We start from the raw sequence: 16,044 nt of genomic DNA, 5'->3' as shown, positions 1-16,044 counted from the left end.
CCTTTGAACGCATGGCGGCGGCTCTCGCAAACCTATCGGATGAAACATGTGAATCACCAGATATTCGTACTCATGATTGGGATTATCACGGTCCCCTTGTTGATCATCTCGGTCATTATCTATTTCTTTTCGATCCAAGCTGTTAAAAATGAGTACCAAAGCTCCTCAAACCTGATTCTCACCAACCTGTCCTTCAATATTGACCAATATTTGCAAAGTATTGAAAAAGGCACCCTCAACGCGCAAATGGATGGACAGTTGCAGAACGCGTTAGCGCATTGGATCGCGGACGGGGATGCGAACAACAATGATCAACTTATTCAATATGGCAACACGATTGAGAACTTTGTCAGTTCCATTGAAATGACGATTAAAAACGTGGATAGCGTGCAAATTTATGCAGGTTCTCGTGTCTTCTACTCGGCCAACTTCAATCGCTCGGATTATGATGTGAAAGACTTCACCAAGGAGGCCTGGTACATACAGACACAGCAAAGCAAAGGCGGTATCGTGCTGTTCGGGACCCACCTTCCTTTTCATCGTGTCAATGCCAAGGATCCTGTTATTTCCATTGCGAGAGTCATTAATAAGGTCGGAAGTAAGCAGCCGCTAGGAGTTATGCTCATTGATATTCGCTTAGATTCGCTACGTGAAATTTTGACACTGTCGGAAACCAGTAAACGGAACTTCGCCATTATGGATAGCGAGGGAGCCAGTATTTACAACTCCGAAAGTACGCCTGCAACTGCAAATGTACCGATTACGTTAGATCCTCAGAAGCTTCAAACGGTTCTACATGATGAAAATGGTAATTTTTACGCTTATTTTGCCGGTGCCAATTCGTTCATTAACTTCGTGACCTCGCCCTACTCGGGGTGGAAGGTCATTCAATCTATCGATGAGAAAGAGATGACGAAGCAAGCGACGGTTTTGATCAAAATTATTTTGGCGTTAGCCTTCTTATCCCTAGGAACTGCCGTGCTCTTCATGTTCATTCTTTCCGCGCGCGTGACGAAACCGATCATTCTTCTAAGTCGCAAGGTAAAAATGGTGGGCTTAGGTAATTTCGATGTCGATATTCGCTCTGATCGGCAAGACGAGTTCGGCGTGCTGTACCAAGGGATTCGCAAAATGTTAGAAGATCTGCAAAACTATATTGAATTTTCCTCCATGGCCAAAGCCCAACAAAAAGTCGCGCAATATGGCGCTTTGAAAAGCCAGATTAATCCGCATTTTCTTGCCAATGTCTTGGAAACGATTCAAATGAAGGCCATTATGAGCGGACAGCGCGATGTCGGAGAAATGGTTGGCATTCTTGGGCGCCTATTCCGCATTCATATTCAAACTGGCAAGGAAACGATTACCCTGCAAGAGGAATTGATCCACATTCGACTATATGTGAAAATCCAACAGCTGCGTTTCGGGGAAAAAATTCAGTATCGTGAACAACTGGCAGCGAATAGCGAGACGTTGCAAGTGCTGCACTTTTCGTTACAGCCGCTGATCGAAAATGCTTTCGTACATGGACTGGAACGGAGTAGTCGGGCAGGACTGCTTGAGGTATCTTCCCACATTTCGGGGGATGACTTACTCATTCAAGTGAAGGATAATGGAGTTGGCATGGATGAAATGAAACTGCAACTCCTGCGAAATCGACTAGCTCAACCATCAGACACACTCGATGAAACACATATTGGCATCAAAAATGTGCATGATCGCATCGTTTTCTATTTCGGTGATTCTTACGGAATTGAGTTGGAAAGTCGGCCAGGTGAAGGTACAATGGTAAGCATACGAATTCCTGCAAGGTAGGGGGATGGTTCAACATCGACAACTTGCGACTAACAGACAGGGGGACCTTATGCGAGGACTCGCGATATTACTAGCTTTTAATATGATTGGTATTTGGCTTCAAACCAGCTTTCACGTCCCGCTTCCGGGGAATGTGATTGGACTTATTCTCTTTACAATCGCACTTTTCACGAAGCTCATTAAACTAGAGTGGGTGGAAACGACGGCAAATTGGCTAACTGGACACATGATGTTGTTTTTTCTGCCTTTTGTCGTGGGGACAATGGCGTTCTTTCCGCTGATCGGCCAAAATTGGCTATCCATCGGGGTTGGCGTCATAGGGAGTTCGGTTGCTGTCCTACTTGTTACTGGATTGATTACGTCTAAATTGCAACGTCGTGAGGATCAGGCGCAACGCATGCCAATCGGTTCCAGCGGGCAAAAGACCATCGAAGGCGGGATGAAATGACAACTTCCGCTTGGCTCATGAACCCGATCTTCGGCATTGCACTCAGTATCGCAGCCTACACGGCTGCTCAGTACATTCATCAGCGGTGGCGATGGCTGCATCCGCTTTTTGTATGTTCTGGCTTCATCCTCTGCATCCTGCTTAGCTTCCATATCCCTTATGCTGCCTACAAGGTTGGCGCCGACATGATTACCGTGCTGCTTGGCCCAGCAACTGTTGCACTAGGTGTTCCGCTGTATAAGCATGCGGGATTGATCAAAAAGCATATCACCAGCATCATGGTCGCGGTGACCATTGGTTCGCTAACCGGCATCCTTGGTGCCGCTGCGCTGGTAGGACTGCTCGGCGGAAGCCGCGACATTCTCCTCAGCATGCTGCCGAAGTCGGTGAGCTCGCCGATCGCCTTGGAGATATCGCGCCATCTCGGCGGCTTGCCAGAGTTAACAGCTGTGCTCACCGTGCTCACCGGATTGTTCGGGAGCATGATTGGCCGCAAGCTGCTGTCATGGCTCGGTATCCGAGACGCGCTATCAATCGGCATCGCCGTCGGAACTGCGGCACACGGCATTGGCACCGCACGACTCCTCAAGGATTCCGAAGAGGAAGGCAGCATGAGCGGCTTCGCCATGGGGGCCGCTGGGATCGTGACGTCGATTTTGTTTATTCCGGTGTATTGGTGGTTTAGTTAGTCTAGCATAAAAAGCATAAAGCCCCCAGCATGAAGCGTTTGCTTCAGGTTGAGGGCTTCTTTGATTTCTGTCTACCTATTCCACGTTATGATACACTTGTTGAACATCTTCCAAATCTTCTAAAGCATCAATCATTTTATCGAATTGAGCTTGTGCATCATCGGAAAGCGTGACGTTGTTTTGAGCAATCATCGTCAACTCAGCAACAGCAAACTCCGTAATGCCAGCCTTCTTGAGTGCCTCTTGAACGGCGTGGAATTCCTCTGGCTCTGCATACACCATGACCATGTCTTCTTCTTCAAGAAGATCACGCACATTTACGTCCGCTTCCATTAGAATCTCCATAACCTCGTCGATACTCTTATCTTCAATACCGATCGCTGCTGTTGCATCGAACATGTACGCAACAGAACCTGTTACACCCATGTTACCGCCATTTTTACTAAAAGCGGCACGCACGCTTGACGCGGTACGGTTTACATTATTCGTTAGCGTGTCCACAATAACCATGGAACCGTTCGGTCCGAAGCCTTCATAACGAAGCTCTTCATAAATTTCATCGGAGCTGCCTTTGGCTTTATTGATGGCACGATCAATGATCGCTTTCGGTACATTATACGTTTTGGCACGTTCAAGAACGACTTTCAACGCGCGATTCGATTCAGGGTCCGGCTCGCCTTTACGTGCTGCTACATAGATTTCAAGTCCGAACTTCGCATACACTCGACTCGTACTTGCGTCATTTGAAGCTTTCTTCTCTTTTATGTTATTCCACTTACGTCCCACTATGGATCCCACTTTCTATTATGATTTCTTCCTCTATCATAACCTATTTTCACACGAAATTAAAATGTTTCCACAGATCTTGTAGATTTGGTCATTATAGATAATATCAAACTTCTAGCGACGTGTGGAGTATTTTTTGAAGAAATTCTGAGGATTTATTGGATTTCCCCAAGATGAATGGTAAGCGAGCCTTCCAGATTCCAGAGATAAGTTTCCTGCGTATCTGGAGTCACACATGCGACAAACACCCCTTCGTCACAACGAGTAACGACCAGATCGCAACAAATGTCGAACGCGCGAATCGAACGAAGCGCCATGGAGTTCCAGCCTTCAGGCAGCCTGGGAACACAGGTAAATGAACGAAGTCCCGTGGGCACGATGCCGAATAATCCTTCTATAATCACTCGCGCGTAAAGCGCACTCTCCGCAGAAAGATGGCGCTGATTCCCCTCTGGATAAGCTTCAACCGCATAGGGAACGTGTTCGCCAAGCAGTCTGTTGCGAGAATATTCGAGTAATCGCGTGATGCCTAGCTCGGTTTCACCGGAATAGAGAATGCCTCGTAGTGCATACAAGGTTGAACGATCCCAATACGTCGTTTCTCCGGCTTGGGTGACCAGTCCGCCATTTACCCACAACCGAAATGATAACAATGCCGCGATGGTTTGCTCCTTGCGTTCCCAGATATTCATCGTCAGCGGCACGCAGATCCAAGATCGTAGAACGTCATTCCCTTCATAATACCGATAAGTCTCATACCCCTCTATGGTCGCGCCAAAATGGGATTCAATCGCTTGCCGAAGATCGGCTGCTTCCGCCTCATACTGAGCAGCCCTATCCGACTTGGCCAATTCCCGAGCAAGCTGTGCCGAAGAAATCAAGGCGCCATAAGCGAGAGATGATGTGAACAGATTGGCATCGCCGCTTGGAAAGCGATTCTCGAGTTCATCCGAATCCGATGCAATTACACCATGCTTGGTGAGCTTTTGCCTGCAAAAGGCCAAACACCATTCGATCGCCGGCCACAGCTCCTCGGCTATTCCTATTACGCCGCTTGCCAGCGCGAATCGGGCTGCACCATAGGCATACATGGCCGCGTCGCCACGATCACCCGCTCCTTCCCAGATGTCGATGCCTTCCGCAATGATCGAAGAAGGAATCGGTTGGAAGGCAGGACCCATGAACGGCCTATATAATCGATAGGCATTCAACGAAGCTTCCATCGCATCTGCCTCTCCGAGGAAAGGGAAAAAAGGCCCGGCATATTCCGCCTGATCGTTGGTCCATACCGCCGCGTAGTAAGAGCCGCCACCTGGACAGTGCATCAAACCGCCATTGGTGCGAAAAACACTTTCCGCAGCGCGAATTTTAGCTAAATCAAACATACGATTGAGGTGCGGCTCAGGTGTTTCAAGCCTCAGAGATGCATCGAGTTCCTCCAGGAAGTGCCGCCGTTTGTCTTCTTCACCTGCAATGTCCACGATTTGCTTTGGGTTATGTAACGTAGACGCACAAATCCAACCCTTGTAAACCAACGATTCTCCTGCTTCCAGAACCACATCCTCTGGCGCATCATGACCCGCTTCCACAGCATAAATCCCCTTGGTCCCTCTACGATACGTTGTCGATGCGATCCCTGCAATCTCAAGCCGCAACGCGCTTTCGGTCATATTCTGAACTTCTACACGTTCTAACGCATGGGGTAAATTTCGCGCAGGAAATATGGTTCTGCGTACGAGTACGCCTTGATCCGAGACCGACGCTAACTGCAGCATGCCATCGAAAGTAACTCGGTATAGTTTCTCCTGGACGAGTTGCCCCTCTACGCGCATAGCAGGCAATTGCTCCTGGCCGAACTCCTCCATTAAGCTGGCATGCGTGTTATTTGGAATTGTTCGCAGACCAGGCCAGACCACTTTTCGAGTGAGTATTACACCGCCATTAGCATCTACACCGTACGTCACAATGAGAGAAACCGCTTTACCACTCATTTCTACATGATCCTGGTGAGCAAGGTCACTGAGTTGAATATCCCAAACGATGCCGGCTTTTTCACCTATATGCCAACGCATCTTTCCACCACCTTCCGTTCTATATAAATTTACTTCTCACAAATAATTTCTATGACAACTTGACCCTGCAGGCTAGCGTCTGCTTTCAATCAACTTTTTCTTCTGCGAAACTCAGTTGGCGATACGCCATGAAATTGCGTGAATTGTTTGGTGAAATGGTGGACCGACGAATACCCGAAATCATCCGCAATGGCTGTAATTGAACGGTTACTCTCCCACAGAGCAGCTTCCACTTGCGTCATGATGGCTTTGGTCCAATAGGCTTTTGGCGAAAAGCCAGTAGATTGCTTGAATAACGCATGAAATTGGGTTTTGCGAAGCCCACATTCCTTCATCCATACGTCGTATCCTCGGCTCGCCGTCGCCTCCCGATCCATTCGTTCGATAATAGTCACGATGCGGTAATCGATAAATGAGGTTGTTGACGCAATTTGAACGAGCTCAAGCAGTAAGGCTTTAACTAGATGGCTTACGATGAATTCCGAGTAGCGGTCATTTTTCCGCAGCTGAGTCACAGCATGAATAAAAAGTTGTCCAAGTGAAGCCTCGTGCTGGATTGGCGTAACGATCGGCAGCAAATCCAGCTCTGAACAAGGAACTATCTTTGTAAGGAAGTCGCGATTAAAGTCATTCTCGTGCCATACGAGATGCTGACTGCTTACCATTTTATAATCCCAAAGATCACAATAGAGGTTGTACGTAGTTAACGGTTGCTCTGGATTCGCATAAAAAGAGTGCTTCACCTCCGGCGGAAAATAAATCAGGTCGCCTTTCTTCACAGGATACGTTTTCCCATTTACGGAAACCGTTCCTTTCCCTCCAATAACATAATGAAAGGCATAGCAGTATCCAATCCTGCCGACCTCAGCCTGATTTCGTTCAACTGGAAATTTGTAATAGTGTCCTACTCTTACATTGGGATTAATGGCAGATAAGGGTGACATATGAGACCTCACTATCCTAGTGAATTTAGAAAATAATGATCGGAAGAATTGATCAATAGATGAACATACGAGCAAATACAACAGCCGCAGCCAATGTTATTATTTTCTATATTACAACACTTGTTGGAGGGTGAGTAGCGTGATCAAATCACATACAAGCGGAAGTTTAACTACCGAACAAACACAATTTTACGAGGAACAAGGATATCTTATCATCCCCCATTTATTGTCAAAAGAAGATTTAGCCTCTGCTCGAGAAGCGATGACACAGAAGGTTTCGATGATTGCTAATGAGCTGTTCGCAGATGGTCTTATACCTGATAAACTTGAGCACCGACCCTTTCAATATCGCTTAGCTGAGTTATTTCAAAATCTATCCGCCGAAAATTTCCTGAAGTATGGCCGCAGCTGGCGAGATCGCATCCCAGGCTATTTCACACTGATGAGCAATCCCAAAATTTTGGACGCAGTCGAATCGTTAATCGGTGGAGAGCTTTTCGCGAATCCAGTGTACAATGTGCGTCCGAAGGTCCCCAAAGTTGCTGCTGGCGCCGTCCCTTGGCATCAAGATAAATCATACTGGCCCGATGCAAATGCCAATCCCGTCATAACCGTATGGATCCCTTTGGTCGATGCCAATGAGGTGAATGGGTGCCTCCATATTAAGCCACAGACCCATCGGAAACGTGTGCTCAAGTGGCATCGGGAAACCCACACAGGAACAGGTTACACCGCGTTGAAGAATAGTCAGCTCGGCAAAACAGAAACCGTCGCCCTCCCGGTACCTGCTGGAAGTGCCATTCTTTTCAATGATCGCTGCCTCCATATGTCTACTCCGAACATGTCCAATGAAGTTCGCTGGAGTGTGGACCTGCGTTATCAACCGACAGATCAAGATCCCATGTTGCAACACGGCACAGGATTTCTAGCTAGGAGTCATCAATTCCCCGCGCGTGTGGCTACACTAGAAGATTGGCTTGCAGGTAGGCCTGAGCACACAGAATAGTGATAAATGGACGTACAAAAAACAAGCTAAAGCGCTCACTTTAGCTTGTTTTTGTATGCCAGCATTTACACGCTTCCCTGACGAATCCAAACGGTCATCTCGCCTACGCCTCGATTGCCCCATAGATAATACGGCACCGCCTTGAGTTTCACTCGCTCGGCAGCCTTTTGCAGGCCCAGCGGACGATACGGGGTGTCGTCCGACCAAGACGCATCCTCATCGACGAGGCCTTCTGCCTCAACACTGACGGCTCCACCTAATAATCCAGCCTCGTAAGCAGCTTTCAGCTTCTCTGCTGTTACTAGCGATACCGAGGCTAATGGTGCCTTGTTATCTACTTCTTCCAAGCAATACACGAGGGGGCCACGTTCGATGGCAACCTTGCCCGCGTTCGCCCGAATCTGTGGGTGCGCGGAGGTCAACTGCGCTTCCAGCGCAGGCTCCCACTCCACAATGTCGCCAACTGCCCATTGCCGCTCAATCAAAGCATAGCCATTCATCGTGTCATACGTCGTCAGAGTGCCGTTAATCTTCAACACCGCTCGCCCTCGACTCCACGCTGGGATACGCAGCGCAAGTGTCCACTTCTCCTGTGGAGCTTCTGTCAGCTCTATATGCACATAACCTTCCCAAGGAAGCTTCGAATGTTGGATAAATTCAACTTCGCCAACAGCGAGCTCAAAGCGCGCCTTGCTGCCAATGAATAGATGCGTGTAGACCGTATTTTTCTCAGAAGAAGATGTATAAATGTATCTATTTAAAGAACTAAGCAGTCGTGCCACATTCGGCGGGCAGCAAGAGCAGCCAAACCATTTCTGCCGTTCTGCTTTGACATGATAGCGACCTGGATTCAATTCGGAGGCTTTCGGCCAAACTTCAAGCGGATTCACATAAAAATAATGCTTGCCATCCTGTGACATGCTGCCAATGACATTGTTATACAACGCCCGCTCCATGACGTCCGCAAAGTCACTCTTTGCCTCTAGCTGAAGCATGCGCTGTGCAAAGAAGATGAGACCGATTGACGCACAGGTTTCTGCATAAACCGTATCGTTGGGCAACTCATAATCGAATGTGAATGCTTCGCCATGATGCGTTGAACCAATACCACCCGTGATGTACATTTGTTTCTTCGTTGTGTTGTCCCACAAACGGCGGCAAGCAACGAGTAGTTCTTGATCTCCGGTCAATCTGGCAAGATCGGCCATAGCCGTATACATGTAAACAGCACGTACCGAATGCCCGATGGCCACTTCCTGCTCGCGAACCGGCTTATGTGCCTGATTGTATGCCACTTGTGCTGTTGTCGGTATCGGTTGCTTCTTTTTCGACCAATGGCTGATCCCATCTCTTTGTTTACACTCTTCCACGAAAAAGTTCGGCACTGCGCCCCGCTCATCAATAAAATACTGAGCTAACTTCACATAGCGTTCTTCCCCTGTTGCCATTGAGAGCTTAACGAGTGCAAGCTCGATTTCTTGATGTCCGTCATAACCGCGTAATTGACCGGGCTCATGGCCAAACACCGTTTCGATATAGTCCGCAAATTTGCACATGATATCTAACAGTTTTCGTTTACCCGTCGCTTCGTAATAAGCAACAGCCGCTTCCATCATATGACCAGCACAGTACAATTCATGCGCTTCATACAAATTCGTCCAAGCTTGACCAGGCTCTTTGATCGTAAAGTAGGTATTTATGTACCCGTTCTCGTGCTGTGCTTTGCCAATTACATCAATGAGATCATCTGCAAGTTGTTCTAAATGAGGATCCGCCGTAATCGCGAGCGAATAACCGACCGCTTCGAGCCACTTGGCAAGGTCACTATCTTGAAACACGAAACCGCCAAATTCGCCTTCTTCCAGCCCTGCTGCGATACGGAAATTACGAATCGCATAACTAGGCTCCGCATCAGCAATCGCATCATTTAAAGCATCCCATTGATACGGAATAACCGTCCCTCTTACAAGTTCCATGAACGGATCCCAAAAAGAATCTTGAATGCGTACCCTGTTACTAACAGCCTGTGTACTTGTCGAATTCACCATATGTCGATTCTCCTCTTGTCAGTTACTTTTATATAACATTTGATTATCAACTACTTACAGTTTATCCTTATAAATAAAGAGAAACTATGAACAATACCAACCTATTTTATATAAAATTTAACACAGAAACTGCGAGGAGAAACGATGAGTGAAAGTGGCCATATCTGGATGGAACTACCTCCACTGCCTTATTACCTCATGATTGGCTTGTCCACCTACCATCCAGGTGAAATGCATCCAAGCCGTCGTAATCTAGGCATGTTTGATCTTCTTTGGGTGACCAAAGGAGCTCTGTATATGGGTGAAGATGAGCATGAGTGGGAAGTGAAAGAAGGCCAGACATTGTTATTGCTCCCTGACCGCTACCATTATCCTGTCAAAGCTTGTGACACAGAGACTATTTTCTATTGGATTCACTTTGACTTCCATGGTGTGTGGGAGCAAACGTCGGAGCAAGATCTAGGCATAGTTCACCCGCAAGTTCGCAAGTCTTGGGAAAATCCATATCGGATTCGCATCCCACAATATAGCTCTCCACCGGAGTTCGCACTTGCAGAGCGGCATCTCCGCAAACTGTTGACCGATTCCGCTTCCCAGCGCTTAGAAACGTATTGGAGCGAGCAGCAGCTTTTCATAGAATTGCTTCGACTGCTTGACGCTGAACAAGTCCGTACCGATGCGTCACCTGCCTTGAAGCTCGCCGATAAGATCGAAGCATACTTGCGCCAACATTATCAATCCGATGTGACGAATACTTCACTCGCCGAAGAGTTTCATTTTCATCCCAACTATATCGTCCGGTGCATGAAAGAAATCTATGACTGCACGCCCATGGCCTATCTGCACGAATACCGAATTGAACAAGCGAAGCTGCTGCTGATCAAAACGGAGTGGTCCATTGCGCGAATTGCTGAGCATATTGGGTTCCTCAACGCGCCTTACTTCTCGAATTGCTTTAAAGCAGCCATCGGGATGTCCCCACTCCGGTTCCGTAAGCAGTATTCGCCTTAGCTTCAAAAAAAGAAGCCTTCCATTTGGAAGACTCCTTATATTCGCTGTTAGCCACCATAGAAATTCGCATGTGCTCCCGTTACATCTAACTTTATTCGAAACAGTCCGCCTGCATGGGGTTGCTTCTCTCTATCCTCATCGCTGACACCAACACTAGCCGTTGTGATATACAATTCATCCATATGTTCTCCGCCAAATGCACAAGAGCTTGTTCGCTCCACGGGGACAGGAATTGAACCTATTTTTTCACCATTTAGGGGGTTGTAGCAACCTACTTGCCATCCTCCCCACTGTGCGATCCATAGCATGCCTCGGTTATCCACAGCCATCCCATCTGGAAAACCTTCTCCTTCGGGTATCGTTATGACGGTGCGAGGATCAGAGACATGTCCTGTTTCCGCCTCATACGCATAAGCGACCACTTTCCGCGTCGGAGAATCTATGTAATACATCGTCTTGTTATCCGGGCTCCAGCCTAACCCATTAGATACGGTAATACAGCCATCCTCGATGGTACGAACTGTACCGTCAACGTCCATACAATATAGCGAACCTGTTGCGCCCGACTCATTTTGAGCCATCGTTCCCGCCCAGAAGCGCCCTGCCCGGTCGCATTTACCATCATTAAATCGATTGTTAGGCAAATGGCTCTCTGGATCGTACAGTGGGGTCAATGCTTCCGAGTCCAGATTAAGCAAATGAAAGCCTCGCTCCATGGCAAGTACCAGGCCACCTTGTTTACGTGGTACAGCTGCTCCAACCTTTTGATCCAACTGAATGGTCCGATGTGTTTCTGTAGCAGGGTTTAGCAAGTGAACGGATTGTCCATTGATATCAACCCATATGATTTGACCTGCACGGTGATCCCAAACAGGACCCTCACCAAGCTGAGCCTTCCCATCCCAGATCAATGCTAATTCTGTATACTGCTGCTCCATATGAACGCCTCCTATATTGTTCGTAGCTGGTTATCTTCCTGCTTTTTTGACGCGCCAATGCAATGAAAGTTGTGCAAGATTGTAACTTCCTTCTGTATCAACAGTTCCCCTTCCGCAAGGTCATGAATATGATTTAGGAACCACATGTCTTGGGGGAGGGGATTCAGCATGCTTATCCGTAAAGCAGTCCGTGTAACTACGCAAAAAATCAAAGCATCCTTGCCACGCCTGATTGCAACGATTCCTGTCAGCAGCCCTGCTGTTCACTTCGCGATCAATCCCATCACGAATCGGGTCTATTTTATCCAAGGTGACAATCACCTAGCCGTTCTGAATACGATTACTAATAAAATCATAACCACTATCCCAATAGGTGAGATGGCTTCTCATTTGGTTGTTAATACGCGGACGAATCGCATCTATACATCCAACTTCTTCGATGGTACGGTATCTGTCATCAACGGTCGGACCAATCGTGTTATATCCACAATCAAAGTTGGTGAACGCTGTGACCATATCGCAGTTAACACACATACTAATTTTATTTATGTATCGACGATCTCTTTAAATTCGAAGAACGCTGATGTCGTCGTCATAAATGGACATACCAATGGAGTTTACAGACGAATTGCTTTTAACGGACGTCCCTCTCAATTGCTTGTCAATGAATGGGCCAACCGCATCTATGTAACCAATACAACTACGGATTCGTTGTCCGTCATTAATGGACTTACTAATAAAATTGTTAGTACCGTAAAAGTCGGAAGAAACCCCGTCATCACACCCGTGCTGGATAGGAAAACCCAACAACTATATGTGGCAAATAACTTAAGCCGGTACTGTTCAGTTGTAGACCTTCGCACGATGAAAGTTCGTAGAATTCAACTCGGCCGACTTCAAAGGGATATCACGATAAATCCCCTTACAAACCGAATCTATATCTCAAGCGCACAAATTTCTATAAAAGGCCGACTCTTTGTCGTTTGCAGCAAGACGAACAAGATCATTAACACGTTAACCGTGCCAACTTTTTCGGATGTGCTGATTAATCCGAGGACGAACCATTTGTTCGTTTCAGCATCTACAGAGACAGGAACGGTTCCGTTAAAGGTGTATAATGGCAGCAGTCTGAATCCGCTTACACAACTCCGCGTTGGCAAAGGCTCAGGGTCTTTGCTTTTGAACCCGCGTACGAATCGTATGTATGTCGGAGGGGAAAAGACGATCTCCGTTATTCAGGACTAGAGTGCTCACAACAAGGTGAAACAGAGCCCAGCGTCTATTAGAAGTATAAGCTATAAGGGTTTAAGTTGAAAGGTACGGGTCATACTTGATAGTAACTACGATCAAGAGGAGTGGGACGTATACTTGTAAATATCCTTATAGGTTTTATTATTCCGTGGTTATTTGCTCTCGCGTGGTACAAGAAAGCACCGACCATTGCGATACTTATATTTCCTGTCTCTGCCATCATTTCTTCCCTGATTAACGCTTTTGGCTATCACGTTGAATTTTGGGATTTCACACCTAAAATTGAGGATGATGAAACGATTTCTGCGCTCCCTTTTGACATTGGCCTCTATCCCTTGGCTGCCTGTGTCGGGATCTACTGGATAGATTTCAAAAAAAAGCATCCGTTCATGATCCTACTTTCACTTTCTATCTTATTGACTTTCCTTGAATATATCGCTTATCTCGTCGGTAAAGTTGAATATGGTCACGGCTGGACGATCGGTTGGACCTCGCTCAGTTACTTCATCGCTGTTTCTGGGGTATATGGATTCTATGTGCTCGCGAAAAGGCATGGCGTAAATTTCACAAGTCGTAAATAAAAGATCCACCTCTGCGTTAAGTGGCAGGGTGGATCTTTTTTGGCGTACGATGCGTGGGACATTCATGTGAACACCGGGTTAGTCCACGTCGACGTGCTTGAGCACTATTCTTGTATGCAAGCACGTAGCTGGCAGCACCATACCTCGGCGTCGCGCTTTATCTCGCCTTGCCCTAGACGTTGCGCTTCATCTCACCATACCCTCGCCGTCACCATCATCCATCGTCGGAAACCCAAACAATCGCCAAGGCTTCAATCCGCCAAACGGGCGAATCGCTCTTCCAACCTCACGGACTTCCTGAATCGTGAGCTCTGGCTTTTCAACACTTGGGTAGAGAATGACTTCTTCCCCTATCGCCAAATGAATTTCAATAAGCTCCTCGGTATCGTCCAATACCGTAACGTAAGCATCCTCGCTGCCAGTGATTTGACATCGAATGATACCATGCCATCCCGTCTTGATCAGGCACGGCTCCCCTGCCAAGCTTTTCACGCGAATCCATGAGGTACGTCCTTCCTTCCGCACAGCGCTTACCAAGAACGAGCCCTCTGCACGCAAATCATGAAAAGCAGCTTCGCGCCATTCCTCCGGCACCGCCGGGAACACGCGTAACGTTCCGCCCCAGCTTTGGAGCAGCATATCTTGGATCGCTTCCGCTCCTGCTAGCGGCGTCTCTATGACGGGGCCAGCTTCTTTATACATCGTGTTCGGCTTCAAGATCGGCATCAGCGCTTTCAAATACCGCAAGGCCTCGCTTCCTCTGCCTAAGGTTGCTGCTATGGAGGCAGCGCCAGTTAAGCTGAACCCTCGGAGATCGCCTTCCTTTTGAATCCAATGATGCAGTGACTTTGCTATGAGCTCTCGATCCTCTTCACGATCACATCCAATTAAATGAAGCGGGAATACAGCTAGTAAATGACTAAAATGTCTATGACCATACGCAAGCGGCGTATCTTTCCCCACCATAAAGCCCGTCTCATCTACTGGCAGAGGTGTTAATCTCTCCAATACGTTGCGCCAGCTTTCTTGTAGTGGATCCTCAGTCTGCACACGATCACAAATGCTCAACAGCGTCTCGCACCCCCAACGCAGGAGCGCCAAATCATAGTGGCAATCGCTCACCTTCGTTTTCATAAAAGAACCATACTCTGGAGAGATCGTCGGAGGCAGATGGAGAAACCCATCCTCCCCTTCTTCTAGAAGATGAATATAGTAATTGATACTTCTATGCAGAATTGGATACAGTGTATCCTTGAGCAATCGATCATCCATCGTATAACGATAATGCCTCCACAAGCTATGGCATATCCAAGTCAAATTCCCGACTTCGTCATCGACGGGGCTATTCAGATCAAAACTGCAGCTTCGTCCAAGTCCAGCGGAATCATATTGGAACTTTTCAGGCACATTGCGTATTAATTGCTCAAAATGATCCTCAAACGCGCGCACAAGCGATTCTCCGATGGCTAGACGTCCAGACGTATATACCGGTGAATAACTCATTTGCACATTCATGTTAAACCATACGCCTGCCCAGGGGGTCGGCGCAAGCCATGGCCCTTGATTATCGATTAACGGCTTATCAGCCCTCGTTGCCGATGCCAGTTTGTACATTTGAATCCAATAGAAGCTTTCAAGTTGGCCATCCGGAATGGAGATAAAGCTTAGCTGATAATACTGATGCCACCAAGCACGATGAGAAGCCATCCATTCCTCATAAGTCGTAGAGGCTGCTTTCATTACCGCATGAACAGCCTCTTCTCGTGCTTGATCATCACAGCCCTTGGCAACTGACAAATACCACACGCTTCGCGTCTCGGACAATCGCATTTCTTTGAGTGCCGTTACACAGCCTTCATTCGTCGTATACGTTTGAACAGTGACAGCTGCCTCATTCTGGAACATCTTCTCAACTTGAACATCAGGAATGAACTGGTTTAAGTTGATGCCATCCGCATTCACCAATACAGGGTCAACCTCCGCATGCGGATACCACTGCAATCCTGCCCCCGTCTCTGCACGCAGCGTTTCAATCTCCACACAGAGGACAGGTTCTTCACTATGAACAAAAGCACGAAGCTTCACTTCGCCTTTCGTTGTTGTGATCCGGCCACTGACTTCCGCATTCCACAAATTCAACCGGAGCTGCGTCGGATGATAGATCATCCCTTCTAGCTCCAAGTCCAGCTCACCGATCGGTACACGAGGTGGAAAACCTGGACGATCCGTCCGCGTCGCGATGACATCCGTGCGTCCCGTCACGAAACGCAGTACATTTCGTTTCTTCGCATGCTCTTCACCGTAAATCATGGCACCGACAAGCCCGTTCCCGATGAACGCACCTTCATCCCAGCTAACCGGCTTGACAACCCATTCCATGTCGTTCGGTGCCAGAAACTTTTGCCAATCTACGTCCAAATTAATCTCGTTCATCTGACTACTTGCCATGCCAGAGTAC

General features: G+C 47.6%; 13 protein-coding genes. 7 read left to right on the top strand and 6 right to left on the bottom strand.

Annotated elements, in window-relative coordinates:
- Positions 1 to 3: 3 nt before the first annotated feature.
- From J2736_RS11205 to J2736_RS11195, 3 genes are read left to right on the top strand one after another with little or no spacing between them, the layout of a single operon-like run.
- On the top strand, positions 4 to 1,812 hold the full coding sequence (locus tag J2736_RS11205) for a cache domain-containing sensor histidine kinase (protein ID WP_310226495.1): 1,809 nt from the start codon (positions 4 to 6) through the stop codon (positions 1,810 to 1,812).
- 49 nt (positions 1,813 to 1,861) lie between these two features.
- Positions 1,862 to 2,260 carry a CidA/LrgA family protein gene (locus J2736_RS11200; RefSeq protein ID WP_310226492.1) on the top strand — a complete coding sequence of 133 codons (399 nt, stop codon included), beginning with the start codon at positions 1,862 to 1,864 and terminating at the stop codon, positions 2,258 to 2,260.
- Entirely contained in the window at positions 2,257 to 2,949 is a 693-nt protein-coding gene (locus tag J2736_RS11195) for an LrgB family protein (RefSeq protein ID WP_310226489.1), read from the top strand. Before J2736_RS11200 ends, J2736_RS11195 begins: the two co-directional genes overlap by 4 nt.
- 75 nt (positions 2,950 to 3,024) lie before the next feature.
- Here the strand turns inward: J2736_RS11195 and J2736_RS11190 are convergent, their stop codons facing one another.
- From J2736_RS11190 to J2736_RS11180, 3 genes are all read right to left on the bottom strand, one after another.
- A complete protein-coding gene (locus tag J2736_RS11190) occupies positions 3,025 to 3,735 on the bottom strand; it encodes a YebC/PmpR family DNA-binding transcriptional regulator (protein WP_310226487.1) in 711 nt (236 codons plus the stop codon).
- A 155-nt stretch (positions 3,736 to 3,890) separates the two neighbouring features.
- Positions 3,891 to 5,807, bottom strand: coding sequence for a glucosidase family protein (locus tag J2736_RS11185; protein WP_310226485.1), 1,917 nt, complete (start codon positions 5,805 to 5,807; stop codon positions 3,891 to 3,893).
- A gap of 89 nt (positions 5,808 to 5,896) precedes the next feature.
- Positions 5,897 to 6,751: an AraC family transcriptional regulator gene (locus J2736_RS11180; protein WP_310226482.1), complete on the bottom strand. Its 855-nt coding sequence runs from the start codon at positions 6,749 to 6,751 to the stop codon at positions 5,897 to 5,899.
- Between the two features lie 139 nt (positions 6,752 to 6,890).
- On the opposite strand from J2736_RS11180, the gene J2736_RS11175 reads away from it, so the two are divergent.
- On the top strand, positions 6,891 to 7,757 hold the full coding sequence (locus J2736_RS11175; protein WP_310226479.1) for a phytanoyl-CoA dioxygenase family protein: 867 nt from the start codon (positions 6,891 to 6,893) through the stop codon (positions 7,755 to 7,757).
- A 65-nt stretch (positions 7,758 to 7,822) separates the two neighbouring features.
- Here the strand turns inward: J2736_RS11175 and J2736_RS11170 are convergent, their stop codons facing one another.
- Positions 7,823 to 9,805 carry a glycoside hydrolase family 127 protein gene (locus J2736_RS11170; protein ID WP_310226477.1) on the bottom strand — a complete coding sequence of 661 codons (1,983 nt, stop codon included), beginning with the start codon at positions 9,803 to 9,805 and terminating at the stop codon, positions 7,823 to 7,825.
- 144 nt (positions 9,806 to 9,949) lie between these two features.
- On the opposite strand from J2736_RS11170, the gene J2736_RS11165 reads away from it, so the two are divergent.
- Positions 9,950 to 10,816 carry an AraC family transcriptional regulator gene (locus tag J2736_RS11165; protein ID WP_310226475.1) on the top strand — a complete coding sequence of 289 codons (867 nt, stop codon included), beginning with the start codon at positions 9,950 to 9,952 and terminating at the stop codon, positions 10,814 to 10,816.
- A gap of 47 nt (positions 10,817 to 10,863) precedes the next feature.
- On the opposite strand, the gene J2736_RS11160 is transcribed toward J2736_RS11165, so the two are convergent.
- On the bottom strand, positions 10,864 to 11,754 hold the full coding sequence (locus tag J2736_RS11160; protein WP_310226473.1) for an SMP-30/gluconolactonase/LRE family protein: 891 nt from the start codon (positions 11,752 to 11,754) through the stop codon (positions 10,864 to 10,866).
- Positions 11,755 to 11,922: 168 nt separating this feature from the next.
- Between J2736_RS11160 and J2736_RS11155 the strand changes: the two genes are divergently transcribed.
- Positions 11,923 to 12,999: a YncE family protein gene (locus J2736_RS11155; RefSeq protein ID WP_310226470.1), complete on the top strand. Its 1,077-nt coding sequence runs from the start codon at positions 11,923 to 11,925 to the stop codon at positions 12,997 to 12,999.
- Positions 13,000 to 13,109: 110 nt separating this feature from the next.
- Positions 13,110 to 13,586 (top strand): CBO0543 family protein, encoded by a 477-nt coding sequence (locus tag J2736_RS11150; RefSeq protein WP_310226468.1) that lies wholly within the window; start codon positions 13,110 to 13,112, stop codon positions 13,584 to 13,586.
- Between the two features lie 186 nt (positions 13,587 to 13,772).
- Here the strand turns inward: J2736_RS11150 and J2736_RS11145 are convergent, their stop codons facing one another.
- Positions 13,773 to 16,034, bottom strand: a complete 2,262-nt coding sequence (locus tag J2736_RS11145) for a glycosyl hydrolase family 95 catalytic domain-containing protein (RefSeq protein WP_310226465.1) — start codon at positions 16,032 to 16,034, stop codon at positions 13,773 to 13,775.
- Positions 16,035 to 16,044 lie beyond the last annotated feature (10 nt).

The organism is Paenibacillus qinlingensis, assembly GCF_031455095.1.
GTDB lineage: Bacteria > Bacillota > Bacilli > Paenibacillales > NBRC-103111 > Paenibacillus_E > Paenibacillus_E qinlingensis_A.
Note: the sequence above shows the minus strand (reverse complement) of the source record. Positions and strands in the feature narration are given on the sequence as shown.